Annotated in this window: 18 protein-coding genes; 13 read left to right on the top strand and 5 right to left on the bottom strand. The window is 59.8% G+C overall.

The window, feature by feature from the left end:
- Position 1 precedes the first annotated feature (1 nt).
- From AKN84_RS10255 to AKN84_RS10270, 4 genes are all read left to right on the top strand, one after another.
- Positions 2–988 carry an MIP/aquaporin family protein gene (locus AKN84_RS10255; protein ID WP_050420584.1) on the top strand — a complete coding sequence of 329 codons (987 nt, stop codon included), beginning with the start codon at positions 2–4 and terminating at the stop codon, positions 986–988.
- Positions 989–2,075: 1,087 nt separating this feature from the next.
- A complete protein-coding gene (locus AKN84_RS48855; protein WP_244485008.1) occupies positions 2,076–2,666 on the top strand; it encodes a hypothetical protein in 591 nt (196 codons plus the stop codon).
- Positions 2,667–2,752: 86 nt separating this feature from the next.
- Positions 2,753–5,935, top strand: coding sequence for an efflux RND transporter permease subunit (locus AKN84_RS10265; protein WP_050420585.1), 3,183 nt, complete (start codon positions 2,753–2,755; stop codon positions 5,933–5,935).
- Positions 5,932–7,203, top strand: coding sequence for an efflux RND transporter periplasmic adaptor subunit (locus AKN84_RS10270; protein WP_050420586.1), 1,272 nt, complete (start codon positions 5,932–5,934; stop codon positions 7,201–7,203). Before AKN84_RS10265 ends, AKN84_RS10270 begins: the two co-directional genes overlap by 4 nt.
- On the opposite strand, the gene AKN84_RS10275 is transcribed toward AKN84_RS10270, so the two are convergent.
- Both AKN84_RS10275 and AKN84_RS10280 read right to left on the bottom strand, forming a co-directional pair.
- A complete protein-coding gene (locus AKN84_RS10275; RefSeq protein ID WP_128970624.1) occupies positions 7,200–7,775 on the bottom strand; it encodes a hypothetical protein in 576 nt (191 codons plus the stop codon). The two genes, AKN84_RS10270 and AKN84_RS10275, sit on opposite strands and share 4 nt — an antisense overlap.
- Before the next feature lie 343 nt (positions 7,776–8,118).
- The gene (locus AKN84_RS10280; protein ID WP_050420588.1) at positions 8,119–8,685 is read right to left on the bottom strand and encodes a cupin domain-containing protein; all 567 of its coding nucleotides are present in this window, start codon (positions 8,683–8,685) and stop codon (positions 8,119–8,121) included.
- Between the two features lie 385 nt (positions 8,686–9,070).
- Here AKN84_RS10280 and AKN84_RS10285 point away from each other — a divergent pair, with 385 nt between their 5' ends.
- The 8 genes from AKN84_RS10285 (at position 9,071) to AKN84_RS10320 (ending at position 17,753) form a co-directional block, all read left to right on the top strand.
- Positions 9,071–9,838: a gluconate 2-dehydrogenase subunit 3 family protein gene (locus AKN84_RS10285; RefSeq protein ID WP_210168518.1), complete on the top strand. Its 768-nt coding sequence runs from the start codon at positions 9,071–9,073 to the stop codon at positions 9,836–9,838.
- Between the two features lie 18 nt (positions 9,839–9,856).
- Positions 9,857–11,635 (top strand): GMC family oxidoreductase, encoded by a 1,779-nt coding sequence (locus AKN84_RS10290; protein ID WP_050420589.1) that lies wholly within the window; start codon positions 9,857–9,859, stop codon positions 11,633–11,635.
- Complete coding sequence (locus AKN84_RS10295; protein ID WP_128970625.1) at positions 11,632–12,360, top strand: c-type cytochrome; 729 nt, start codon at positions 11,632–11,634, stop codon at positions 12,358–12,360. The genes AKN84_RS10290 and AKN84_RS10295 overlap by 4 nt, the downstream gene beginning before the upstream one ends.
- Positions 12,361–12,542: 182 nt before the next feature.
- Complete coding sequence (locus tag AKN84_RS10300; protein ID WP_244485009.1) at positions 12,543–13,133, top strand: cupredoxin domain-containing protein; 591 nt, start codon at positions 12,543–12,545, stop codon at positions 13,131–13,133.
- On the top strand, positions 13,120–14,760 hold the full coding sequence (locus AKN84_RS10305; RefSeq protein WP_050420591.1) for a cbb3-type cytochrome c oxidase subunit I: 1,641 nt from the start codon (positions 13,120–13,122) through the stop codon (positions 14,758–14,760). The genes AKN84_RS10300 and AKN84_RS10305 overlap by 14 nt, the downstream gene beginning before the upstream one ends.
- On the top strand, positions 14,760–15,638 hold the full coding sequence (locus AKN84_RS10310) for a c-type cytochrome (RefSeq protein WP_050420592.1): 879 nt from the start codon (positions 14,760–14,762) through the stop codon (positions 15,636–15,638). Before AKN84_RS10305 ends, AKN84_RS10310 begins: the two co-directional genes overlap by 1 nt.
- Before the next feature lie 57 nt (positions 15,639–15,695).
- On the top strand, positions 15,696–16,175 hold the full coding sequence (locus AKN84_RS10315) for a GlcG/HbpS family heme-binding protein (RefSeq protein ID WP_244485010.1): 480 nt from the start codon (positions 15,696–15,698) through the stop codon (positions 16,173–16,175).
- A 162-nt stretch (positions 16,176–16,337) separates the two neighbouring features.
- Complete coding sequence (locus AKN84_RS10320) at positions 16,338–17,753, top strand: porin (RefSeq protein ID WP_050420595.1); 1,416 nt, start codon at positions 16,338–16,340, stop codon at positions 17,751–17,753.
- Between the two features lie 570 nt (positions 17,754–18,323).
- On the opposite strand, the gene AKN84_RS10325 is transcribed toward AKN84_RS10320, so the two are convergent.
- The gene (locus tag AKN84_RS10325) at positions 18,324–18,905 is read right to left on the bottom strand and encodes a DUF4142 domain-containing protein (protein WP_050420596.1); all 582 of its coding nucleotides are present in this window, start codon (positions 18,903–18,905) and stop codon (positions 18,324–18,326) included.
- A gap of 1,180 nt (positions 18,906–20,085) precedes the next feature.
- Between AKN84_RS10325 and AKN84_RS10330 the strand changes: the two genes are divergently transcribed.
- Positions 20,086–21,186, top strand: a complete 1,101-nt coding sequence (locus tag AKN84_RS10330; protein ID WP_283805500.1) for an FUSC family protein — start codon at positions 20,086–20,088, stop codon at positions 21,184–21,186.
- Positions 21,187–21,358: 172 nt separating this feature from the next.
- On the opposite strand, the gene mobB is transcribed toward AKN84_RS10330, so the two are convergent.
- Together mobB and AKN84_RS10340 are read right to left on the bottom strand one after the other, a co-directional pair.
- Positions 21,359–21,895 carry a molybdopterin-guanine dinucleotide biosynthesis protein B gene (gene mobB / locus AKN84_RS10335; RefSeq protein WP_050420598.1) on the bottom strand — a complete coding sequence of 179 codons (537 nt, stop codon included), beginning with the start codon at positions 21,893–21,895 and terminating at the stop codon, positions 21,359–21,361.
- A gap of 200 nt (positions 21,896–22,095) precedes the next feature.
- The gene (locus AKN84_RS10340) at positions 22,096–24,390 is read right to left on the bottom strand and encodes an FdhF/YdeP family oxidoreductase (protein WP_050420599.1); all 2,295 of its coding nucleotides are present in this window, start codon (positions 24,388–24,390) and stop codon (positions 22,096–22,098) included.
- Between the last annotated feature and the right edge of the window lie 80 nt (positions 24,391–24,470).

Genomic DNA, 24,470 nt, shown 5'->3' on the forward strand with positions numbered 1-24,470 from the left:
CATGCCTGAGAGGATTGCGTCCAAGCTCCTTGCGGAGCTCGTCGGCACTTTCTCGTTCGTATTTATCGGTGCCGGCGCCGCGGCGGTCGTGGGCAGCGGTCTGGGCCTGTCCGGCATCGTTGCAGTTGCCCTTGCGCACGGGCTGACGATCATGTGCTTTGCCTTTGCATATGGCTCCGTGTCAGGCGGGCATATGAATCCCGCTGTCACGATTGGCGTGCTCGCCGCCCGCGCGATACGGACGGGCGAGGCGATCGGCTACGTCGTCAGCCAACTCATCGGAGGTATCGCCGGCGCGTTCACCCTACAGGCCGTACTGGGTGGTTCAGCCACCGGCCTCGGTACGCCTGCGCTCGCACACAATCTCGCGCTGGGCGCCACAACACTGACGATCACGCCGGCTGCCGGCTTCATGATCGAGGCGGTGCAGGCCTTCTTTTTGGTCACCATCGTCCTGAGCACGGCCGTTGCGGGCCGCGCCGGCAACCTCGCTCCGCTAGCGATCGGAATGACGCTGACTCTAAACATTTTGATGGGCGGAGCGCTCACCGGCGCGCCCTCACCCAGCACGTGCCCTGGGCCCGATGGTCGCGACCGGCAATTTCGGCGACGCCTGGCTGTACCTGACGGCGCCGATCGCAGGCGCCATTGCCGCGGCCATTCTGCATACAGGACTCGTCCGTCTCGCCCACGAAGGGATTGCAGCCGAGCCACGAACGGCAAGGCGGGCATCCGCCGAATAATCTACATTATGTTCTTTCCCCCGCTTGGTCAGGCGAAAAGGCGCACCGAGCGATCAGCAACAATGCAACGGCGTCCGACAGTTCACGACGAAATCCTTTCAGCTCACGGACCGGGAGTTCTCCCTCGCACCGGCCATCAGCAGCAAGGAAGAACATGGTTCCTGAATTCAAGACGGACATCTTGCGCCGGCCAGCGAAAAGCTGCAGCAAGGCCGACGCTTGCCGATTGCGACGAGGCACCTTGACGAACGTGACTGCGTCCGTGCTCCGAACGTCGGCGCATTTGCATCGGACCCCCGCAGGGCGGCTAGGTAGACCAAAACAGGCCACTTGCGATTTCAAACCGCGCCCTACTCTAAAGGAGAATATAATGGTCTCGGGGCACTGCGAAAACTACATCAGAGCCGTGCCAGCCCATCCTCCGGCATCTTTCTCTGGTAACCCTCGGCCCCAGCTTGCGCGAGTTGGGACCCTTTCCTCTGGATCAAATGCGATGCGTTCTGTCTTGGCCCTAGGCCTGTGGATTACGTTGTGCGCTTCTGTCAACGCCGCAACTGTGCATCACCCTATGCTGCGACATGTCATTGTTCGTCCCAGCCAAGGGTGGACGTCACGCGACGCCGTTCCGAATTGGGACTACGTACGTGCTCGACCGCCGGTCCACTACGACGACACCCCTAGCTACAACGATCCGTCCAAGTTTGGTGGCCAATCGTTAGGGATCGACCCATAGAGCCCTACGGGTTGCCGTCGACCGGTACGCTCGCGCGGATACCGATTCATGTCGAAGCCGCACGTCGCTACGATAGACGAGCCGTGATCCTTGTCGCGCGTCAAGATTGCAGCGGCCGGTGAGACGGATAGAACCGGTGATTCCGCCGATGTGATCGAACTTAATGCGTGTGTAACCGGTGTATGCATCGGAGTCGCGGTATTTCGATTGGAGCAGAACCGACGCGTTCTATTTTGGCCTTTGAGCCGTTCGTGTTCCATTTGCGCTTCTGCCCACGCCTCAACGGCACTTCGCTCAAAGCCGCGACATGTCACCGTTCGTCCCAGCGAAGATGCGATCGCCCCGCCGCGTTTACCGATTCCCCGCTGGACCAACGAAGCGACGCGGCGCCGGCTGGATAGCGCTAGCGCGTCATGGACACACGCCTGACGCTCCGCAGCTAATAGGCAATCCGAGGCACTAATCGCCGCAGACCAGGACTCCCGCCGAAGCCGGACTCGCGCATTCGCCAAATGTGGCTTTGCCCCTGCGGCCTCGCGAATTCGATATAGTCGAGAATGCCGTTCGGCTTCGGTCCAACTGCGCCGTTATGAGCGGCAATGATCCTGCATATCCCAGCCAGCTCGAAGCCGCCCCACCTGCAGATCCGGGCCTCTCACGCCCGCGACAAAGAGATCAGGAGTTCAAGCAATCTCGCGCCAGAAACCGCAAGAACTCAACAGCGGTCCACACGGCAAGCGCTTACTGTTAGCTCACGAGTTGGAGTCATTCTCAAAATGCAACCTATGTCACAGCCTGCGTGGCGGCTGGCGATTGTGGCCCTATGCGCGCTGCCCCTCACCGCCGGCACCCGAGCTCGCGATCTTGGACAATGGGAGAACGTCGACCCACAGGTCCGTCAGTGGTATCAGGCCCTGATGATGCCGGATAATCCGAAATCTTCATGCTGCGGCGAGGCTGACGCTTACTGGTGCGATGACATCCACGTCAGGGATGGCAAGACCTTTTGCACAATCACTGACGATCGCGACAACATCAAGCTGAAGCGAACGCCGGTCCCGATCGGCACCGAGATTGAGATCCCGGACCATAAGCTGACCTGGAAAGACGGCAATCCGACCGGTCATAGTATCGTGTTTCTTAGTACCGGCGGGGTCGTCTACTGCTTCGTACAAAACGGTGGGGTATGAATGGCGAATACGACCATTTCATCACGCCCGCTGTCGAACGGCCAGCATCCGCCGCTGCTGATCAGGTCGAGTGGTAGGAAGAGCAAATGGCTATAGTACGATTTGCGCTCAGATTTCCGCACACATTCTATGTCGTGGCCGCGCTTATCCTGTTTCTCGGCATCGCCGCGATCCGCTCGATGCCGACGGACATCTTCCCGGAAATCAACATTCCGGTGGTGACGGTGATCTGGCAGTACACGGGTCTCACCACGCCCGAGATGGAGCAGCGCGTCAGCACCTACAGCCAGTATTCCATAAGCTCCAACGTCAACGGCATCAAGAATATGGAAGCCCAGACCTTGGATGGTCTGTCGGTGCAGAAGATCTACTTCCAGCCGGACGTCAATCTCGACCTCGCTATCGCGCAAATTGTCTCCGCGACAAATTCGATACGAGCCTTGATGCCGCCCGGTATCGAGCCGCCGATCGTCGTGCAATTCAATGCGTCGAGCGTTCCTGTGCTGCAACTCAGCCTCAATTCGGACAATCTCAACGAGCAGCAACTCTACGACTTCGGCATCTACCGTATCCGCCAAGACCTGGCGCCGGTTCCCGGCGTTACGCTGCCGACGCCTGCCGGCGGCAAGTATCGTCAGATCATGGTGGATATCGACCCGGACAAGCTCCTGTCTCGGGGACTGACGCCTCTGGACATCGTCAACGCGGTCAATACACAGAACCTGACGCTGCCGTCCGGCACGGCGAAGATGGGTAACACCCAGTATACGGTGCGAACCAACGCGACGCCGGCGACAATCGACGATCTCAACAGGATACCGGTCAAGTTCGCCAACGGCGCCACGATCTTCTTGAAGGACGTCGCGCAGGTACGGGACGGGTCAATGGTGCAACAGAACGTCGTGCGAGAGGATGGCCGCCGCTCGGTTCTGCTCAGCGTGATCAAGAATGGTAACGCTTCCACACTAGCAGTTGTCAACGGAGTGAAGTACGCCCTTCAGGCTATCCGTGCCGCCGCGCCGGCCGGGCTCAAGATCAGCGAGCTATTCGACCAGTCGGTATTCGTTACCAACTCCGTCAACGGCGTGCTGCGCGAGGGCGCTATCGCGGCAGCACTTACAGCGTTGATGATCCTGATCTTCCTGGGTTCGTGGCGCTCGACGCTGGTCGTTATGATTTCGATCCCGCTCGCGATCCTGTCGTCGCTTATCGTATTGTCCTTCCTCGGTGAAACGCTCAACACCATGACACTCGGCGGCCTGGCTCTCGCGGTCGGGATACTGGTCGACGATTCGACGGTCACCATCGAGAACACCCACCGCCTCTGGACCGAAGAAGGCATGCCGCTTTCCGAGGCGACCTTGCACGGTGCTGCCGAAATCGCGGTGCCGACGCTGGTTTCAACACTCGCCATCAGTTGCGTGTTTACCTCGGTGGTGTTCCTCGACGGACCTGCCAAGTACCTTTTCACACCGCTTGGACTTGCGGTCGTGTTTGCGATGCTGGCTTCCTACGGATTGTCGCGGACCCTGACTCCGATCACGATCGGCCTGCTGCTCAAGGGTGAGCGTCATCACGCGGGCACTGGCACGCCTACCGGCCTCTTCTCCCGCATGTCCGCGGCTTTCGACCGCGGCTTCGAGCGTCTGCGCAATGGATACTCAACACTCCTCATGTTGCTGCTCCACCGGCGGTTCATAGTGCCCCTTGTCGCCGTCTTGATTCTCAGTCTCGGCGGGCTGATGTTGGCGTTCGTTGGTCGGGACTTTTTCCCCGTCATCGATGGTGGCCAAATCCAGCTTCACGTTCGCGCTCCTCCCGCCACCCGCATCGAAACCACGGAACGAATATTCCAGGCGGTCGAGGACAAGATTCGTGAAGTCATTCCGGAAAAGGACCGCGGGCTTATCATCGACAATATCGGGCTGCCGGCACGGGTCTACAATCTGGCATTCGCAGATGGCTCAACGATCGGAATCAACGATGGCGTCATTCTAGTGGCGCTCAAAGAGGGCCACAAGCCAACCGCTGATTACATCCGGACGTTGCGCCAGGTGCTGCCGGCCGCTTTTCCCGAGGACATCTTCTACTTCCAGGCAGCGGACATCGTTACGCAGATACTGAACTTCGGGTTACCGGCACAGATCGATGTCCGGACGATGGGCTTCGACAAGAACAACCTCGAGGTTGCAAGGCAGATTCGCCAACGCCTCACGGCGATTCCTGGCATCGTCGATGCGCATTTGCAGCAGGAAGTCGACGCCCCAGCCTTCTACGCCCAGATTGATCGAACCCGCGCCGCGCAACTCGGCCTCAACGCCAGCACGGTGGCCACCAACATCAATGTCAGCCTTAGTTCCTCGGTACAGGTATCACCAAATTTCTGGACCGATCTGTCTTCCGGCATTCCGTACTATCTCGCGGTGCAGACACCGGAACCCAAGGTCAACTCGATGAATGCGCTTATGAACACACCGGTTTCAGCATCGCTGGCGGTCAGTGGCCAGACCGTCCCTGGCATGCTCAGCAATGTCGCAACGTTCAAGCGAGACAAGGTGCCGACCAATTCCAACCAGACCAACGTCCAGCCGGTCTTTGACATCTACGCCAGCGTGCAGGGTCGCGATCTCGGTAGTGTCGCAGCAGACATCCATAAGATCACCGCGGAATTTCAAAAGGAGATGAAGCCTGGCAACACCATTCAGGTCGTGGGTCAGATCCAGAGCATGAATAACTCCTTCCGGAATCTGGGCATCGGCCTGCTGTTTGCCGCGGTGCTGGTTTATCTGCTGATGGTGGTGAACTACCAGAATTTTGGGGATCCGTTCGTCGTGATCCTCGCGTTGCCGGCGACGCTTTGCGGCATCGTCACGATGCTCTTCATCACCGGCACCACCCTGAGCGTGCCGTCGCTCATGGGAGCGATCATGGCGGTCGGCGTTGCTTCGGCGAATTCGATTCTGCTCGTCACCTTTGCGCGCGAGCAGCAGCTGAAAGGCCACTCCGCCCTGGAGGCCGCGCTCAGTGCCGGCCGCACCCGAATCCGTCCCGTGCTGATGACGGCCGCCGCGATGATCGTCGGCATGATCCCTATGGCAATCGGCGGCGCCGGCGAGGAACAGAACGCCGCGCTTGCGCGCGCTGTCATTGGCGGCCTGCTGTTCGCGACGCCGACGACGTTGCTGATTGTGCCGTATCTGTTCGCTACGTTGCGCAAAGGCAATGATGGAAGGCCCCACCATGGCGTATTCGAGGAAGTTCCGGAATGAACGAGATTCTTCTGCGACCCAAAAATGAAGGCGTGCAGGACCGGCCCGATCCCGAAACGGATCGTGTTATCGCGCTACCCGATCCGAAACCCAAGCGGAGGCGTCGCTATGGCGGCGCGCTGTTCGGCGGTAGCGTGCTGCTGGTGCTCCTGGGTGGCCTTGGAATCGGAAGCTGGCGCCACTACGAGACTGAGCTCGAGGTCGCCGCCATAGCCCGACAAAGCCGGGAACTTGTCCCCGAAGTCCGCGTCGCCGCGATCCGTGCCGGCGAAAGCAACGTTGCCGTCTCGTTGCCGGCAACGACGACGGCCTTTGAGGCTGCGAATATCTTCGCGCGCACCAATGGGTACATCGAGAAGCGCTACGTCGACATCGGTGATCGCGTCAAGGCCGGAGCCCTGCTGGCAGAAATTACGGCGCCTGAGCTCGACCACCAGATCACGCAGGCCAAGGCCACGCTGGCCCAGTATCGGGCGGCATTGCAGCAGACGGCAGCAAGCCGGGATCTCGCCCAGGTCACCAATGCGCGCGATAGCAATCTGGTTAAACAGGGGTGGCTGACGCGTCAGCAGGGCGACAACGATCGCCTGACGCTGCAGTCGCAACAAGCAGCGGTTGGAGTGGCGCAGTCGAATATCGCCGCTCAGGAAGCTCAGATTCGAGTACTGGAGCAGGAGAAGGCCTATCAGCGCGTCGTAGCGCCGTTCGACGGCGTGATCACCCAGCGCAATATCGACAACGGCAGCCTGGTTCAGTCCGGATCGACCTTCATGTTCACGTTGATGCACCCCGACGTGATCCGCACCCAGTTGTTCGTCCCGCAGGACGAGGCTTTCGGGCTCGGGCCCGGCGTCGATGCGGTGGTCCGTGTCCCCGAGATTCCAGATCGCACCTTTCCTGGCAAGGTCACGCGGATAGCGACCGCGTTACAACCCGGCAGCCGAACGCTGCTGACCGAGATCGACGTCCCAAATCCGGACGGCGCCCTCAGTCCGGGAATCTACTGCACTGTTGAGCTGCTTATCCCGCGAAAGACACCCTCGATGATCATTCCGGCCGACGCGGTCGTATTCGACGAGGACGGCCTACATGTCGCGGTCGTCGAGAACGGCACCGCCCATCTGCAGAAGATCACGATTGCGCGGGACTTCGGCACGGAAGTCGAGGTGCATGACGGCGTCAAGCCCGGCGATCAAGTCATCCTGAACCCTATGGTGAATCTGGTGGAAGGCAGCAAGGTCGCGGTGCGCAAAACGAAGGTTAGCTAGATCGGCTCGAAGGAAGCAATCGCAATGCGACGCTCGCTATTCACGGCAGCTGTCCTGCTGCTTGGTTGCCCCGTGAGCTTGGCGCAGGTTTCCACGATGGGGACAACGGCCATGGGAATTCCAACGACCCCTGCAGTTATCGTGACGTCGCCACTCACCGGCCCGGGTCCGTTTTCGGCGACAACACAGCCGGGCACTCCTGGCACGACACTGGCCCCGGTGCCATTAGCTTCGAATCCTGCAATATCGGGCACGTACGTAACCTGTGCCACGCCAATACCGCAAATCGTCTCCGCGGCCATGGCCGTGCCAGTCACTTCGATGTCCGTGGTGGGCGGCTCGACTGGTGCTTTTCCATCGATTTTCGCGACACCGGCCATGTCAGCCGCGCCGAGCACGGTCTCCACATCCACGGCAAGCGGTATGGCTACGATGACGCTTTCGACCACGACGATGTCGATGCCAGCGAACCCTTTGGGTACCACTCTTACGCCAATCGGCGTCAGCTCGATCGGGAGCATCGCGCCGGTGTCCCCACTCGGCAACCCATCGACTGTCGTATGCAGCGACATTCCAGGAGGTCCACCGACCACTGGCGCATCTTTGCCGATCACAACTCCCGATATTCCGAGCATCCCCCCGCCCGGCGCGATCCAGCCTGTCATCCCAGATCTTGCCGGCACCACCCTCAACCCGGCCATGACCGCAGTACCGACGCCGAACTCGGCGGCGTGCATTGAAAGCGTTAGTATGAGCCTTGCAAATCCCGCCATGATGGCACCGGCCAACGCGACGGGAGCTCCGGCCCCCCCCGGCGGTTCGCCACCATCGGGCTGCTGACCCGCGTCCACGCTGGGCTAGTCTAGGCTAGCCTTTTTTTGACCTCGCGCAGCGTTGAGAGGAACGCGAGAAGGATCAGACTTTCCGCCAGTTTGGCTCGCTCGGGTCTACCAGCATGAGATCGACCGGCGCGATTCCGAAGAGCGCAATCACTGCTGGCTCCTTGGCATCACTCTTTACGCCATCGTAGTGCGGGGTATGGGCAACCCGCCTGACGAAACCTCCGGCAGGAACCGGGAACGTGTGGTCTGGATCGAAGTCAGCCCCGCTGTTCACCCACCATGTGCCGGACAACACCATAGATAGCCGATCGCTCGCATAGTAATGTGGTGCGCTCATGTAACCCGGGTACCACTTCATCAATACGAGATAGGGACCCGGCCTATCCAGGCCTCCGTAGAGAGTCGCCATCTCTCCACTGCGCGTGGGCGCTCCACTCCATGGCACGAACTGAATTGCATCAGGCAACGTGATAGCGGTCTTCGAAGGATCAATCTCACTGGCGAATGCCACCTTTTCCAAAAATGGGAAAGGTAAGCCGGCAAGTAAGGAAGCTAACGGCAGCCCGCGTCTCGTGGAAACAATACCGTGATCAAGACCGTGGCCGCTTGAGCGCGGGTTCGAGACCTTCACACGCAACATTCCATTCTCCTTTCATGGGCTTTGTGGGGACCGAGACGTCAGCCCCGACGTCGCCAGGGTGTCTTCCTCTAGAGCTAAAAATCCACCTGGGTCACGATCAGGTATGCGGCCAGCCACCGCGTGTGGCGGCGGCCAGCCGCTCCCAAGCCGGTCGCGGCACCGGGGGCGTGAGTTACAACCGGCTGATCTACGAATATCGGTTCGTTGAAAAGTCGCTTTGGTTTCCTTGCTATAATCGGTCGCGTCTTGCGCAAACCTCAGGCGCGATGCCGCGCAGATGCGGCAGAAAAACCCGGCAATAAAGCTACAATTCAGCAATTTCGCCTTAGCCCATTGCGTCAGAGCCAGCCTATTTAGCCACAGGGGATCGCCCCCGCTCGAGGCAATGGCAATCGTGGTTGATATCTCGCGCAGGACATTGATTCATGGAACGGGAGTGATTGGCGCAACGATGCTGCCAATTGCAAGCCCGGCACAAGAAGGCGGCGGACATAACGACGCTTCGTCTACGCCATCCACGGCAGCGGATGCTCGCGCGGCTCAGCAGCCGACATATCTCTTCTTCAACTCCGAAGAGGCCACATTCATCGAGGCGGCGATCGCGCGCCTGATCCCGAAGGATGATCGATGGGGTGGCGCGCTCGAGGCTGGCGTTGCGAACTATATCGATAAGCAACTCGCGGGTGCCTGGGGCACCGGCGAGCGGCTTTATCGCAGCGGCCCTTGGCAGCCAGGAACACCGAGCCAAGGCTATCAGCTATCCTTCACGCCTGCAGAACTGTACCGCACGGCGCTGGCGGCCATCAACAAGGCGCTTGCGCAGACGCCGTTTGCACAAATGAGCGCCGACCGACAGGACAAGTATCTCGCGAGTCTCGAGCAGGGCGGAACGGATCTTGGCGGCGTTCCGTCCGACGTTTTTTTCTCACACGTTTGGCAGAGCACCCTGGAGGGCTTCTTCAGCGATCCGGTGTATGGCGGCAACCATAACATGATCTCGTGGCGGATGATCGGCTTCCCCGGTGCCTATGCATCCTACTACGAACTCGTCGATAAGCATGGCATCAAGATCGACAGGCCACCGATGAGCCTTGCCGAGGACGCCAACGGGCACCTCCTTATGGATCCGGGCATTCCGGCCAGTTCGCCTTAGCGGGAATGGAGATGCAAAATGGTGCAACGCTTAAAGCCCGTTGATGTTGTCACGATCGGTGTCGGTCTGACCGGCTCTCTCGCGGCGCTCGAATTAGCGAAGGTCGGACTAAAGGTAGTCGGACTTGAACGCGGCGCTCCCCGCTACACAGTGCCCGATTTCCAATCACCTGCAATCCATGACGAGCTGCGCTTTTCGATCCGCAAGGGCATGATGCAGGACAACACGAAGGTCGCGGTGACCTTTCGCAACAGTTCCGATCAGACCGCACTGCCGATCCGCCGCTGGGAGAGTTTTCTGCCGGGACAAGGACTGGGTGGCTCATTCGTGCATTGGAACGGCCAGAGCTTCCGCTTCCAGGTCGCCGACTTCATCTACAAGACCCACATCGAGCAGCGTTATGGGAAGAAATTTCTCGAAGCCTGCGGTGCGGAGCTGACCATTCAGGACTGGGGCGTCAGCTATGAGGAGCTTGAACCGCATTTCGATCGGTTCGAATATCTCTGCGGGGTAAGCGGCAAAGCTGGCAACATCAAGGGACAGATCCAGCCGGGCGGCAATCCTTTCGAGGCCCCACGTTCGCGCGAATATCCCAATCCGCCGATGAAGGAGACGTATTTCGGTGCGATCTTTCGCAAGGGAGCGGAAAACCTCGGCTACCATCCCTACCCGCAACCGTCTTCGAATCTGAGCCGGCCCTACACAAATCCGGAAGGGCTCAAGCTCCAGCAGTGCGTCTTCTGTGGCTTCTGCGAGCGCTATGCCTGCGAACACTTCGCGAAGGCCAGTCCGCAAACCGTGATCTTGCCCGCCCTGCTCAATCGATCGAACTACGAGCTGCGAACCAATTGCGAGGTGCTGCGTATCAACCTGGACTCAACCCGCACGAAGGCAACGGGCGTCACCTATGTCGATGGCTCGGGTGCCGAATACGAGCAACCCGCCGAGCTCGTGCTGATTACGGCTTTCCCTCTCAACAACGTCCGCACGCTCCTGCTCTCGGGCATCGGCGAACCCTACGATCCCAAGACCGGAAAGGGAGCCGTGGGTCGCAACTACACTTATCAGACCACTGGCGGGGCCACAGTGTTCCTCGACGAAAGCACCAACGTTAACCCATTTATGTCTTCAGGCGCCCCGGGGACGATGATCGACGACTTCGGCGGCGACAATTTCGATCACTCGAACCTCGGATTCATCGGCGGCCAATATGTCGGCGCAATCATGACCGGAGGGCGCCCGATCGAGTTTCATCCGACACCACCGGGTACGCCAAAGTGGGGGCTCGAGTGGAAGCGGGCCGTCGCGCAGCATTACAATCATACAATATTGGTTCAGCAGCACGGCACCTCTACGGCAAGCCGGCTCAACTATCTCGACCTCGATCCTACATACAAGGACGCGTGGGGTCAGCCACTGCTGCGCATGACGTTCGATTTTCCCGAGAACGATATTCGCATGTCGCAATATATCGCGGACCGGGTCGTGGAGATTGGTCGCGCGATGGGCGGCAAGATCGTGGTACGAGGCGGCCAACGGCGTCCATATACCACTACCGTCTATCAAAGCACGCACAATTGCGGCGGCGCCATCATGGGCGCGGATCCCAAGACCAGCGTCGTCAACCGCTACCTGCAGTGCTGGGACGTCCCGAACGTCTTCAGCTTGGGTGCCTCGGCATTTCCCCAGAACGGCTCATACAACTATTCGGTCACCATTGGGGCGCTGACCTATTGGGCGCTCGACGCTATCAAGAATAAATATGTCAGGGCGCCGGGGCCACTGGTGCACGCATGAACCCTGCGCGTCTGTCTTCCATTTTTGCTGCGAGCATCGGGGCTGTCGTTCTGAGCATGGCCTGGACAGCGTCGGCGCAGATACAGACCGCAGAGCATGCTCCGGATCGTGCACACGGGGCGGTGATCGCCGCGCAAGGCACGGCCGCCGGCGCGCCGGCCTGTGCCCAATGCCATGCCTTCAATGGGGTTGCCGACGGAAGCGGCGCATCACCGAGGATCGCCGGGCAGTCGGCCCACTATCTGGCAATGCAGCTGCAGCACTTCGCGTCGGGCATCCGCGATAACCCGCTGATGTCACCGGTCGCGAAGGCGCTGGCGCCCAACGATATCGCTGACGTGTCCGCCTACTACGCGGCTATCAATGCCCCTTTCCTGCCGCTGCCGACGCCCAACCCGACGCTCATCATTCAGGGCGAGAAGCTCGCGAAGGTTGGCAACGAAGCGCGGCAGATTCCAGCCTGCAACAATTGCCACGGACCTGGAGGCGCCGGAGAGCCGCCGGCGATTCCATACCTTGCGGGACAATACGCATCCTATATCGCGCTTGAACTGCAGATGTGGCGTCGCGGATTCCGAAAGAGCAGTCCGGAAGAAATGGCCCCGCTTTCTCACCGGCTCACTGAGGAGGATATCGCCGCCGTCGCCGCCTACTACCAACAAGTGCAGGGATTTGTCGATTCCGACGCATCGCATAGGACACCTCATGTCAGCGATCCCCGATGAGCAACGCCGATCACCTGCCACTAAGCTGAAACTGGCTTCCCCGCCAATCGATGCATCGAGCGCACCGGACAAGTTTGAACTTGGCACTCGCGGTGCCTTGGTCGTAGCGGGCATATCCGTCGGTCTGCTGTTCATAGGCTGGCTCGCATTCTATTTCCTCTTGTTCCTTCCGCGAGGCTCGGTTGGCTGAGATCGATACAAAATCGCCGTCGCCTCCCCTGCCTGACGGTATCATCCCGGAAGAGGCAATCACGCGCGCCGAGAACCGCTGGCTCGCGATCATGCTCGGCATGCTCGGAGTAATGATCGCAGTTATCGTGGTGACCGGAGTTAGCAACTCACTTCATCCTCCGAGCAATGTAGAAACGATCGATCCGGTGACTCTGCATCTCGGCGGCGAGTTCGCCGAAAACAATCTTGGCACCGCGGTCGATCCCGACGCTTCGGTCACGGTGCGGCTGATTGCCGAGCAGTACGCTTTCGTTCCCGACTGCACGCGGATTCCCGTCGGAGCGCCGGTGAAATTTCGCCTTACCAGTACGGACGTCATCCACGGTTTCCTGCTTCCAGCGACAAACGTGAACACCATGGTAGTTCCCGGATTCATCGCCGAGGTTCGCACCACCTTCAGCCGACCCGGCGTCTACAATATGCCGTGCAACGAATTCTGCGGTTACGGGCATCACGGTATGTCGGCTCGTGTCGAGGTCGTCCCGAGCGAGCAGTTTCCGCCACAGGACGCAGCCGAAAGGACAAGCTGTGCAAAACAGTAGCCGCCTGGCGCTCTATCACTACTGGATCGCCTTTGCAGTGTTCTTGCCTTCTGTGCTGCTGGGCGCCTGGCAGATGCTGATGCGTAGCCCGCTGCCAGCGCCGCTAGAGGACCCGAATGCCTACTACGCCTCGGTGACGCTGCACGGAACGGCGATGGCGTATGTGGTGACCACGTTCTTTGCAATGGGATTTGGTTACGCGGTGACGACGACCAGCCTGGGGCGTCCGGTGCGCGGCGTCGCGCCGGCATGGATCGGCTTCGCCATCTGCTTGATCGGGACAGCGATGGCTGTCATCACCGTCCTCGCGGGTCAGGCATCTGTGCTGTACACGTTCTATCCCCCGCTCCTGGCAAGCGCCTGGTATTACGGAGGCGCATTCCTGCTGATTGCCGGATCGATGATCTGGGTCGTGATCATGATCTACAACATGGCGGCGTGGAAGCGAGAGAATCCAGGCCAACCAGTGCCGCTTCCAATGTTTGCGATCACTGCCACCGCCATCCTTTGGGCGTGGGCGGCGAGCGGCGTCCTGCTGGAACTTGCCGGCATCCTCCTTCCGCGAGCACTTGGCCTCACGACGCAAATCGACGCCGGCCTGGCACGCACGTTGTTCTCGGTGACTCTGCACGCCATCGTCTATTTCTGGTTAATGCCCGCCTACATCGCCTTCTATACGCTCGTCCCACAGGCCGCCGGCGGGCGGCTCTATAGCGACACGATGGGCCGGCTAACGTTCGTCATGTTTCTCGTGTTCTCGCTGCCTGTCGGGATGCACCACATGTTCGCCGATCCGGACCACGGCGTAGGATTCAAGTTCCTGCAGTCATTTCTGACGTTCTTTGTTGCGCTGCCAACCCTGCTGACCATTTTCTCGATTTGCGCCAGCCTGGAGATCGCCGGACGGGCGCGCGGCGGAACGGGGCTGTTGGGCTGGATTCCGGCGTTGCCCTGGGGCGAACCGATGGTGCTTGCGGTAGCCCTCTCGTTGGTCATGCTCGGCCTCGGTGGGTTCGGCGGGCTCATCAACATGAGCTTCGCCATGAATTCGATGATCCACAACACGTCGTGGGTAACTGCGCATTTCCATCTGATTTTCGGTGGTGCAGTCGTGATCATGTATTTCGCGATCGCGTACGAGATGTGGCCGAGGATCACCGGAAGGCCTCTACGCTCCAAGCGAGTGGCACGCTGGCAGCTCTGGCTATGGTTTGTCGGCATGATGATCGTCACGATCCCGTGGCACATCACAGGCTTGATGGGACAGCCTAGACGCGTCGCCATCTTCGACTACAGCGATCCATTCACGGCCCGTATGGGTCCGCTTGTGATCGTCTCCGTCGCAGGCGGCGTCATCCTGCTCTCGTCCGCGATCCTCCTGATTGTCGTCTTGGTGAGGTCTCAATTCGGCGAAAGGCGGCTCGCCGCACCATTGACCTACGCTCTTGCGGTGAACCCGCCCAAATCTGTTCCCGCATCCCTGAACGGCTTCGCCCTGTGGAACGCCATAGTGCTGGCGCTGATGGTCCTGGCTTACGGGTATCCGATTGGCCAGTTCTTCGTGCTGAAATCGTCGGTTCCCGCCTATGAAATGACGGGCCCATCAAACGGTTCGATTGTACGGTGATGGCGCGTGATCGAAATACCGTCTCGCCTATCAACCCCTGGCCGAAAGTCGCGTGGGCGCTTGTAGCCGGCGTGGCCGTTATCTCGATAGGTCTCGGCTTTGGCGTTCTCAGCCGCTATCAGCAGAACGATCCGACGCTGGATCTCTGGAGCGCGATTTGCCGTGGGCTCGGGCTCAACGCTGATATCGCACCCGCGAAGGAGTCAGAACCGGCCCTGCGTACACCCAGCCGGATCGCCTGGACCACCCATACTCTCGATCAAGTTTCCGCCGGCGACGTGAGACATGGCTCCTTCATCGCCATGAACTGCGTTGCCTGCCATGGCCAAAACGGCTTGAGCAAATCGACGGTGGCCCCAACGCTCGCGGGCATGGATGCAGCGGCAATCTTCAAACAGCTCGACGATTTTCGCTTCGGCAAGCGCACGTCGGGCGTCATGGAAGCAATCGCGAAGACGCTATCGGTTCGGGATTCCGCGGATGTTGCCGCCTATTTGGCCGCGCAGAAGGACAGGCTTCCGCCGCTGCCCCCTGCGCGTATCCCTGAATCCGGTCACGGCCCGAGGGAAAGCGATCCGGCGAAGCGCTTGGTTTACGCGGGCGATCCACGGCGCGGGATCGCGCCCTGCTCGTCGTGTCACGGCCCGGGTGGCTACAAACTTGGCGCGCCCGCGCTGCACGGTCAGCAGGCCGCCTACATCGAACGGCAGCTTGCGAGCTTCGCCCAGGGTTTGCGCCAGAACGACATCTTCGAGCAGATGCGTGTGATCGCAAGGCAACTGACGACGGACGAAATGCAAGCGCTCGCCGCGTTTTACGCGGGCGCTCTCCAGTCACCGCCGACGACACACGCTGGCGCGCACGAAGACGCACCATGAACAGAGTTACGACGCCAAGCCGCCGCCAGGCCATGAACTTTGTAAGGAGAGATGGTGATGCGTAGTTACGTTGGAGCTGCATTGGTTACCGCAACTTTCATCCTTTCAGCACAGACCGCGCTGGCGCAACTGGCGGACAAGAAAGTGCTTACGCTCGAGGCCGCGCAGAAGATGGTCGCCGCAGCGCAAGCCGAAGCGGAACGACAGCATTTGGCCGGCGTCATAGCGGTGGTCGACGACGGCGGTTGGCCGATACTCGTGCTGCGGATGGATAATGCAGCCTACGTTGCAAGCATCGAGCTCGCGCCCGGCAAGGCTCGGACGGCGGCACTGTTCAAAAAGCCGACGCAGGCGCTGGAAGATTCCGTCAACCATGGCCGAATCGCGGCTGTTACCGCCCGTGACTTCATCATGATGCAGGGCGGCCTACCGATCGAGGTGGATGGCGAGGTCATCGGGGGTATCGGCGCGAGCTTCGACACACCGGAGCACGACGCCCAGATCGCGCAGGCTGGGTGTGCGGCGTTGAGCCGTTAATCAAAGAAGTGCCACGCACGGCGTATCCGATCGGTCCAGCATGGGGAAGCCCAACGTGAAAGAGAAAAAGGAAACTCTGCGAGCGGCGCGTCCTGGACTAGCGATAACAGAACTCTCTATCGAAGAGCGATAGTTCTTATGCTCGTTTGCACTACGTGCGCGATGGATGCGTCGGCCGAGGACAGGACGAAGGCTGCCCCCGCCACGGTCACTAAGGCTGCGTCGCAGCCGTCCACGTGTGGCAGCGCTGAGGACTTTGTCGTCACCAACTGTATGCTGACCTGGAGTGGCATCACGGTTTACGGCACAATCGACATGGGCCTGACGTGGCGGAGCCACGCGGCGCCGTTCAATGGGACATCCGCTGTCGGGGAAGATTATCTCATTCAGAAGTATAGCAATCGTCCGCTGTGGGGCGCGGCGCCAAACGGCCTGACCCAGTCAAACATCGGGATCAAGGGTAACGAGCCATTCGCTCCCGGATGGGCGTTTGTTTTCGACCTGCAGGCCGGGTTCGACCCTTATTCCCTCCAATTGGCCAATGGACCGCACTCGGTGGCCCAAAATGCCGGCGTGCCGCTCACGAGCCAAAACTCGTACGCTGACTCGAGCCGAGCTGGCCAATTTTACAACTCCGTGGGCTATTTGGGCGTCAGTTCACCTTATGGCAGCTTAACCGTCTTCCGGCAGAACTCCCTGACATTGGACGCGGTTTTTGCCTACGATCCGATGGCCGCTTCGTACGCTTTCTCGCCGATCGGCTTTCAGGGTATTGCCTGCGGCGCGGGCAATACGGAGGACTGTCGATTTAGCACTTCGGTGAAATATCATGCCGACATTGGCCAGTTCAGAATTGCCGCGCTCTGGCAATTCGGCGGTTACAGCCTGAACAACGCTGCGACTGGCTCCTACCAGCTTCAACTCGGCGGCGACATTCCCAATCTGGCCGGCGGCACGCTTTCACTCGACGCAATTGGCAGCTACGTCCGTGATGCCGTGTCGATAGGGCTTGCTGGCAGCGCGCCACCCGCAGTGCTTCCCCAGATTCTCACCGCTACGCTCTCCGACAACACCAGCGTGATGCTCGTTTCCAAATACAGCAACGGACCGGTCAAGCTGTTTGCAGGTTACGAATACATACGATACGCGCCCCCCAGTCATCCCTTTGCGGCCGGCAACGGTTTTACCGATATTGCAGGAGACTTCGTATGCGCCGCTTGCGCTGCGTTCAATAGCACGAACATTAGCAGCACCTCTTTCAACGCCGGTGACAAGCTATTCCATGTATTCTGGACTGGGGCGAAATACTCCGTCACCGACAATCTGGATGTGATTGGCGCATACTATCATTATGATCAGCCGACATTCGGACCTCATGCCAGTTGCAGCGCTCTTCCGACGCCGGCAGCGTGCCACGGGACGTTCGACGCCGTTTCATTTGCCATCGATTGGCGGTTTGCGAAGAAATTTGATGCCTACGCCGGGTTGATGTACTCGCAGATCACCGGCGGCTTGGCGAACGGCTACCTCAATCGAAGCACGGTCGCGCCCACCGCTGGGTTTCGTTTCCGCTTCTGAGAGACTCGCAGGCACAAACGAGCCATTTCCGGCTGTGGCCTTCGGGGGTTTGAACGCGACACGCCGTAGCTGGCAAATAAAAGATGCTGCGTCAGATGAACGAGCGCAGTAGCGAGTGGTCGAAAAGCCACATAGTTCAGCCTCACCATGAAGGCCGCATTGCACGCCGGACTTTCCCCCGACCGCGACTTCGAAGGGACTGAGACCGAACTTGCAGGCCGGGCTAATGGATTGTGCCCCTCAACGCGACTCGGCGATCATCGCACACATATTGCATGCGGGACTGCCGATCTACCTCGAAGGCTTGTGTAGATCCGACAGCGACGCATATCGCGGGCCCATCCGCCTTGGTCGCACCCGCGGGTTCTGCGAAGGCTGTCTAGCTTCGGAGATGCACCAACCAGCTTCGTGGCTTGCTGTGCCAGGCATTCAGGTGCAGCAGTCTCAGCTTCACCTGGCTGCCAGGCGTACTGGTTTTGAGTTGTTGGACGAACCCGGTGCTCTCGCTTTCGCCGGCAGACGAGATCAGAGCGCTTGTCCGCGACGGTTCAGCGCCCTTCCAAGCAGCCGCTACTCCGAAGCCGTCTTTCCGAGCTTCTCGCCTTTGGCAAGCTTCAATGCCCGCTGCAGATGGTCTTCGATTTTCGGCAAGGTCTTTCGCGCGAACTCCTTGAGATCCGCGTCGGTACCGTACTGGATCTCATACTGGAAGAGAGCCGCATTTCCCTTCTGATACTCGACCTGCCCTTCGACATAGTCACGATCGAGCGCCGCGCGTGGTTCCGCCTTGAAGGTTGACACCATCGCGTGGTAGGCGCCCTGCAGCAGCGTGTTGGGTGGCGCGGCAATATCCTTGCGCTTGAGAATCGTATTCAGCGCATCGACAACCGGGATGTGGCTGGAAACCATCAGATGCGCATACTCGCGAATTGCAGCAGCCTTCGTCTTTTCTTCGGCAACCCGGCCAGACTCGATTTGAAACGGGGCACCAAGATTGGCCTGGGCCACGAAGTTATAGTCCACCGCGCTCAGCTTTGTAGTCGCCGCAGACGCTGCGGGTGCTGTGTCGGCGGTCTGGGCGTTTGCAAGGTTGATGCCCGCGGCTATCGGCAGAAACGAGAGGACGAAACCCAAGCTCGCTGTGCGCTTCATCAGAGAGACTCCTTTCCTTCGGTAAAGACTGCCATCGGACGTAGGTTGCCGCCGGACAGCTGACTTTGCTCGCATTGCCGTGTTTGAACCTCAGTTGTCCCTAATCAGCAGTACGACGAATTTGCCTCGGGCGGCACCGTGCGAGAGCAGCTGCGCGCGCCGGCTTGTGGTTGTCGGCAACGCATCCGCTTCTCAACGATTAACGGAACGATCAATCTACACAATGCCGGTATTTGACCAAGCGCGCGACCCGGCGGACACATGTAGTGCAGATGAGCTGTCTTTGGCATTTCGCGCGAGAGGACATCCGAGTGTCCTAGATGAAGGGCAACACGTCTTCAGATCGCTGTTCAGTTCCGCTAGTGACTCCAAAGCATCCGCGTCCGTCATAGCAGACCGATCACACTTCCAGGCACAGCGTTAGCAAATCATCGGGTTATCCCCGAAATCGCAAATGCCGCCGGGTTGGTTCTCGGGTGCCGTGACACGTGCGCGGACACGCGGCGCTGGAGTACGGATGTGATCGCCAGTGTAACGGGCGGTGAACGAGGCCCTTGCATGGGATAGTTTCGCGATGTGCCGCGTTGTCCGACAGTCGTCGCGTGCCATGACGGGCGTCGCGAGCACGACGGCAGCCAATCCAGCAGATAAGACCTTGAATGGTGTCATTGAACTTCTCCTTTGGATGCAGCCAGAAAACTCTTTGGCTTCTCCACGTGAGATGGAGCCTAGTTCAGTCGGCACCACTAAATTCCGCTTTAGACCACGTGCGCTCGATGGGAGTTGGCTCATCCTCGACTCTATACTCCGCAGAAGTCGGACGGTCCGCGCATCGCCGCGCCTCAAGTCCAGGTGAATACTTAAAGATCAATTTAATGGCTCTCGAGCAGAGCTCACCTAACTCCGTTGTATCCGTTCTAGTGATCCGGCTCTCCATGGGTAGACCTTCTGCCATCCATAGCGTCCCGAACAACCCGAACCGCGGGCTCAGAACGCCTGCGCCGCTCCGGACGTCGCTCCGGGAATTTGAAGCGGCGGGCTCTGGCCCTGCACGATTCCCTTTGCAATTGCGATCGATGAGGGGCTGCGCCCCATTCCGCTTTCTTTGTCCACCCGCTCGTGCTGGCTCTGGGCTGTCAGCTACCGGTCGGATCCACGCGTGGTCGACACTAATGCAGCCATGAACTCCACCCGCATTCTCAGAACTTGGCTTCGGAGCTGTCGCCAACGACACCGCGCGGAGCTGAGACTTTGCATTAGACTCGTGGCCTCCGGCGTGCTGACCCTGCTGGTCTCCCAACAGCTTCACCTACGATACGCCCTTTGGGCGGTTCTAACGGCGGTTTTGTTGACGCAGTTGAATGTCGGCAGGTCACTGAAAGCGACGACCGACTATCTGGCGGGCACCCTTGGAGGCGCAATATTCGCCGGCACTGTCGGGGCAGTGATCGCTGATCACAATGAAGTCGCGCAGGCTTTTGTTCTCGCCATCGCTTTGGCACCGGCTGCTCTGGTCGCCGCGGAAAATGCTCGCTTCGGCGCTGCGCCCTTCACGGCCGTTCTGGTAACGCTTGCTCCGGTCATGACTCACCTCGGACCGATCGCATCGGCCTTTGAACGGATCGTCGAGGTTGCAGTTGGATGCGGGGTCGGGCTCCTCGTTTCGTTCATAGTGTTCCCGGAACGTGCCTACGATTCGGCGATCAGCGCCGCCGCGCGCACGCTCGATCTTATGGCAGGTGCTCTCCCGAAGCTTTCAGGATCGCTCACGCAAGCCTTTGATGAAGCGGCTGTCTCGCGCATCTTGGAGGAGATTGATGAAGCTTATGCAGGGCTGCACGCCGTGGCGATGGAAGGCGCGCATGAACGGCTAACCTGCCTAACACCCACCCCGGACCTCGCGCCCCTCCTGCGAACGCTACGCCGACTTCGCGATGATGTTACCTTGATTGCGGGCACCACTGTCCTGCCGCTGCCGGCGCCATTACAAGCTTGGCTCGAACCGGCGTTGTCCCACATCAATGGTTCTGCCGCCGGCTATTTGAGCGGCAGCGCAGCCGCGCTCGCTGCGCGCAAACCGCCGCCGCTAAGCGGGCCAGTCGGTGCAGCTCTCGAAGGGTACGCGGCAAAAATAGAGGCATTGCGTCAACAGAGCCTTAAGGAGGAGATGTCACTCAATTCGCTTGAGCGCGTCTTCACACTTGGACTCGCGTTCGAACAGTTGCACCGGAATTTCACGGATCTGGAACGTTGTATTGTCGAGCACCGTGAAAGATTTTGAGTTTCGGTCAATGCGAGTGACGAGGTGCTCTGGGAGATTCCATTGGAACACACGCAATGCGATAGCTGAGCCATTAATCATGATCGCTTGTACTGCGCGCAACGAACTTTGGCAGCAGCAGTTGCTCGCGGCCAAAGATGGAAGCCGGATCTACTGCCGCAATAGTGCGCTGTTATCGTTCGTTTTCTTCAAAGAACAACTGCGCGATCGGGACAGCCCGCGTCAGCGCGACGTCGGCTATCGTTTCGAGATCGTCTAGCGCCAGGTTCGCAATGGTCGATGGCAGCGCGACCGGCATGTCGCTCACGACGGCGACCACAGCAGGATTGTCGAGGCAAATAAGCGGCTTGCCAAGGGACGAACGGTGTACCTCGATCTCGACCGGCGTGGTCCGCTTAAAACCTTCGATTATCACGAGATCGACCGGCCTGAGTGTCGCCAACAGTTGGCGCAGATCTGGCTCCGGTGCGCCGCGTAGCTCGTGCACGAGCGCCCAGCGACGGGCTGACGTCACAAGCACCTCTGTCGCCCCGGCGCTGCGGTGTTCGTAGGAATCTTTGCCAGGCAGATCGATGTCGAAGCCAAGATGCGCATGCTTGATTGTAGAAACGGTGAGTTGTCTCGCAATCAGCATCGGTATGAGCTTGGTAATCAGAGTCGTCTTGCCGGAGCCGCTCCAACCGGCGACTCCGATGATGTGTGGCAGCATGTGACATGGTCCTCGTTCCTATGGTTACGTGCCACCCACACAGTACGTTTACATCAATCGGTAACGTTGGCTCTCGCTGCGCACAGACTGCCGATCGATATGGGCGAAACGCGTCGCTGCGCTTGCTTCCGGCGGAGCAGGAAACCGTGCAACCCACGGCGTTGTTGCGGCGCTTGGGGACAAGGTCCTCATGGCGGCAATCAAGTGTTGGGGGATCCAGGTTTCGATCGAGTGATCTTGATGGGAATCGCCTTGTAAGCTGGCGTGTGACTTTTTGCGTCATGGCTGTGCAGTGGCACCAGGCCGTTGGTCTCAGGGTAGTAGGCCGCACAGGAACCCTCGGGCAGCCGGTAGGGCACGACCTTGAACCCATAGGCCACCCGATCGACCCCGTCGTCCGAAATGGTCCGAAGATCGACCCACTCACCTGCCTTCAATCCGCGCTTCTTCATGTCGCCTGTGCCGATGAAGACGACACGCCTCTGGCCGAAAACGCCGCGGTATCGGTCATTGAGCGAGTAAATTGTCGTGTTGTACTGGTCGTGGCTGCGGATCGAGGTCAGCCAGACCGCATCCGGGTCGCCGACGCAGGGATCCTCGGCGACGCCATTGAGGATGATGAAATTCGCGCGTCCAGTTGGCGTCTCCCAGAGCCGTTCACGGGCCGAGGACGTCAGATGGAATCCCCCCGGCACACGGATCCGCAAATTGAAATCGTAGAAGATCGGCAAGACCGACTCGATCCTGTCGCGGATGCGATCATAGTTTTCAATCATCGGAGCCCATGCAACGCGCGAATGCGGCAATGCCGCCTGGGCGATTCCGGCCACAATCGCCGGTTCGGAGCGAAGGTGGGGAGACGCCGGTTCGTTGCTTCCGGCGGATGCATGCACCATCGACATTGAATCTTCAACGGTGATGGACTGGGGGCCATCAGCCTGCATGTCGATTTCGGTGCGGCCAAGGCATGGCAGGATAAGAGCCCTTCGGCCGTGTACCACGTGGCCGCGATTGAGCTTGGTATTGATGCCGACCGTCAGATCGAGCCGCCGCATCGCGTCCTGAGTGATCTTGGTATCGGGAGTTGCGGCCACGAAATTGCCGCCAAGGGCGATAAACACCTTGGACTTGCCGTGAACCATGGCATCGATTGCGGTCACGACGTCGTGGCCGTGTGCTCGTGGCGGCTCGAAACCGAAGGTGTCCTTAAGGCGGTCGAGGAACTCCTCGGTCGGCTGCTCGGTGATTCCAACGGTCCTGTTACCCTGCACGTTGGAGTGCCCGCGGACCGGGCACGCGCCCGCACCTAGCCGTCCGATATTTCCGCGCATGAGGAGAAGATTGACGATCTGCTGCACCGTCTCGGTTCCGTGACGGTGCTGGGTAACGCCCATTCCCCATACGCCGATGACCGCCTTGGCATTGGCGTAGATTGCGGCAGCCGCAGCCAAATCCTCGCGCTTCAACCCGGACTGCTGCTCAATGACGTCCCACGAGGTTACTCGCAAGTCTTCCACGAGCGGTTCGAAACCATGTGTGTGCTTCTCGATGAAATCCACATCGACAATGCGCGATGCGCCAGTGGCGGACGCGGCGTCGTCGGACTCGATCAATGCTTTCATGATGCCCTTGAGGGCCGCCGCGTCGCCTCCGATCCGTACCTGGTAGTAGTTCGAGCTGATCGAGGTAGCGCCGAGCGTTCCCATCTCGATGACATTCTTCGGGTCGGCGAAGCGTTCGAGAGCGCGTTCGCGCAGTGGATTGAACGTCACGATCGGCACGCCACGTCTGGCGGCGGCGTGGAGTTCGTCCATCATTCGTGGACTGTTCGTGCCGGGATTCTGCCCAAAGATGAAAATGGCGTCGGTGTGGGCAAAATCCTCGAGCAGCACCGTCCCCTTGGCGACGCCGAGCGCGGGGGGAAGACCGACGCTTGTGGCCTCGTGGCACATGTTCGAGCAATCGGGAAAGTTGTTGGTTCCATACTCTCGCCCGAACAACTGAAACAGGAAAGCCGCTTCGTTCGATGCGCGGCCTGACGTATAAAACTCGGCTTGGTTCGGGTCTTCGAGCGAGCCCAGTTCGCGGCCGATCAGCGTGAAGGCGTCCTCCCATTCAATCGGCACGTACTTGTCGCTCGCCTCGTCATAAACCATTGGATGGGTGAGACGCCCCTGCTCCTCGAGCCAATAGTCCGACTGCTCCGCGAGCCAGGAAACGGTGTGCTGGGCAAAAAAGTCCGGAGTGACACGGCTTGATGTCGTCTCCCACGCCATGGCCTTCGCGCCATTTTCGCAAAACTTCAACGGAAACGAGCCGCTTGGATCTGGCCACGCGCATCCGGGGCAGTCAAACCCCGCCGGCTGATTCATCTTGAACAGGGTCTTGCCGCCTTTGACGGCGACGCCTTGCTCAAGCAAGACGTCCATTGTGGCCTTAAGAGCACCCCAGCCACCGGCCGGCCCATTGTAGGGGTGAATGTTTGGTTTCTTCACGGGTGCCCTTCCGGCTGCTCGAGTTCTTGCGAGATGCGCCGATCTTCCCCTGGGTATCGGCTGAGGCTGAGGGCCTCCCC

Source organism: Bradyrhizobium tropiciagri, assembly GCF_001189845.1.
GTDB classification, from domain to species: Bacteria; Pseudomonadota; Alphaproteobacteria; order Rhizobiales; family Xanthobacteraceae; genus Bradyrhizobium; species Bradyrhizobium tropiciagri.

Bases quoted from the DNA above. Each gene is read 5' to 3' on its own strand.
- AKN84_RS10255 (WP_050420584.1), top strand. From the start codon at position 2: ATGCCTGAGAGGATTGCGTCCAAGCTCCTTGCGGAGCTCGTCGGCACT.
- AKN84_RS48855 (WP_244485008.1), top strand. From the start codon at position 2,076: ATGATCCTGCATATCCCAGCCAGCTCGAAGCCGCCCCACCTGCAGATC.
- AKN84_RS10265 (WP_050420585.1), top strand. From the start codon at position 2,753: ATGGCTATAGTACGATTTGCGCTCAGATTTCCGCACACATTCTATGTC.
- AKN84_RS10270 (WP_050420586.1), top strand. From the start codon at position 5,932: ATGAACGAGATTCTTCTGCGACCCAAAAATGAAGGCGTGCAGGACCGG.
- AKN84_RS10275 (WP_128970624.1), bottom strand. From the start codon at position 7,775: ATGTCGCTGCATACGACAGTCGATGGGTTGCCGAGTGGGGACACCGGC.
- AKN84_RS10280 (WP_050420588.1), bottom strand. From the start codon at position 8,685: ATGTTGCGTGTGAAGGTCTCGAACCCGCGCTCAAGCGGCCACGGTCTT.
- AKN84_RS10285 (WP_210168518.1), top strand. From the start codon at position 9,071: ATGGCAATCGTGGTTGATATCTCGCGCAGGACATTGATTCATGGAACG.
- AKN84_RS10290 (WP_050420589.1), top strand. From the start codon at position 9,857: ATGGTGCAACGCTTAAAGCCCGTTGATGTTGTCACGATCGGTGTCGGT.
- AKN84_RS10295 (WP_128970625.1), top strand. From the start codon at position 11,632: ATGAACCCTGCGCGTCTGTCTTCCATTTTTGCTGCGAGCATCGGGGCT.
- AKN84_RS10310 (WP_050420592.1), top strand. From the start codon at position 14,760: ATGGCGCGTGATCGAAATACCGTCTCGCCTATCAACCCCTGGCCGAAA.
- AKN84_RS10315 (WP_244485010.1), top strand. From the start codon at position 15,696: ATGCGTAGTTACGTTGGAGCTGCATTGGTTACCGCAACTTTCATCCTT.
- AKN84_RS10320 (WP_050420595.1), top strand. From the start codon at position 16,338: ATGGATGCGTCGGCCGAGGACAGGACGAAGGCTGCCCCCGCCACGGTC.
- AKN84_RS10325 (WP_050420596.1), bottom strand. From the start codon at position 18,905: ATGAAGCGCACAGCGAGCTTGGGTTTCGTCCTCTCGTTTCTGCCGATA.
- AKN84_RS10330 (WP_283805500.1), top strand. From the start codon at position 20,086: ATGAACTCCACCCGCATTCTCAGAACTTGGCTTCGGAGCTGTCGCCAA.
- mobB (WP_050420598.1), bottom strand. From the start codon at position 21,895: ATGCTGCCACACATCATCGGAGTCGCCGGTTGGAGCGGCTCCGGCAAG.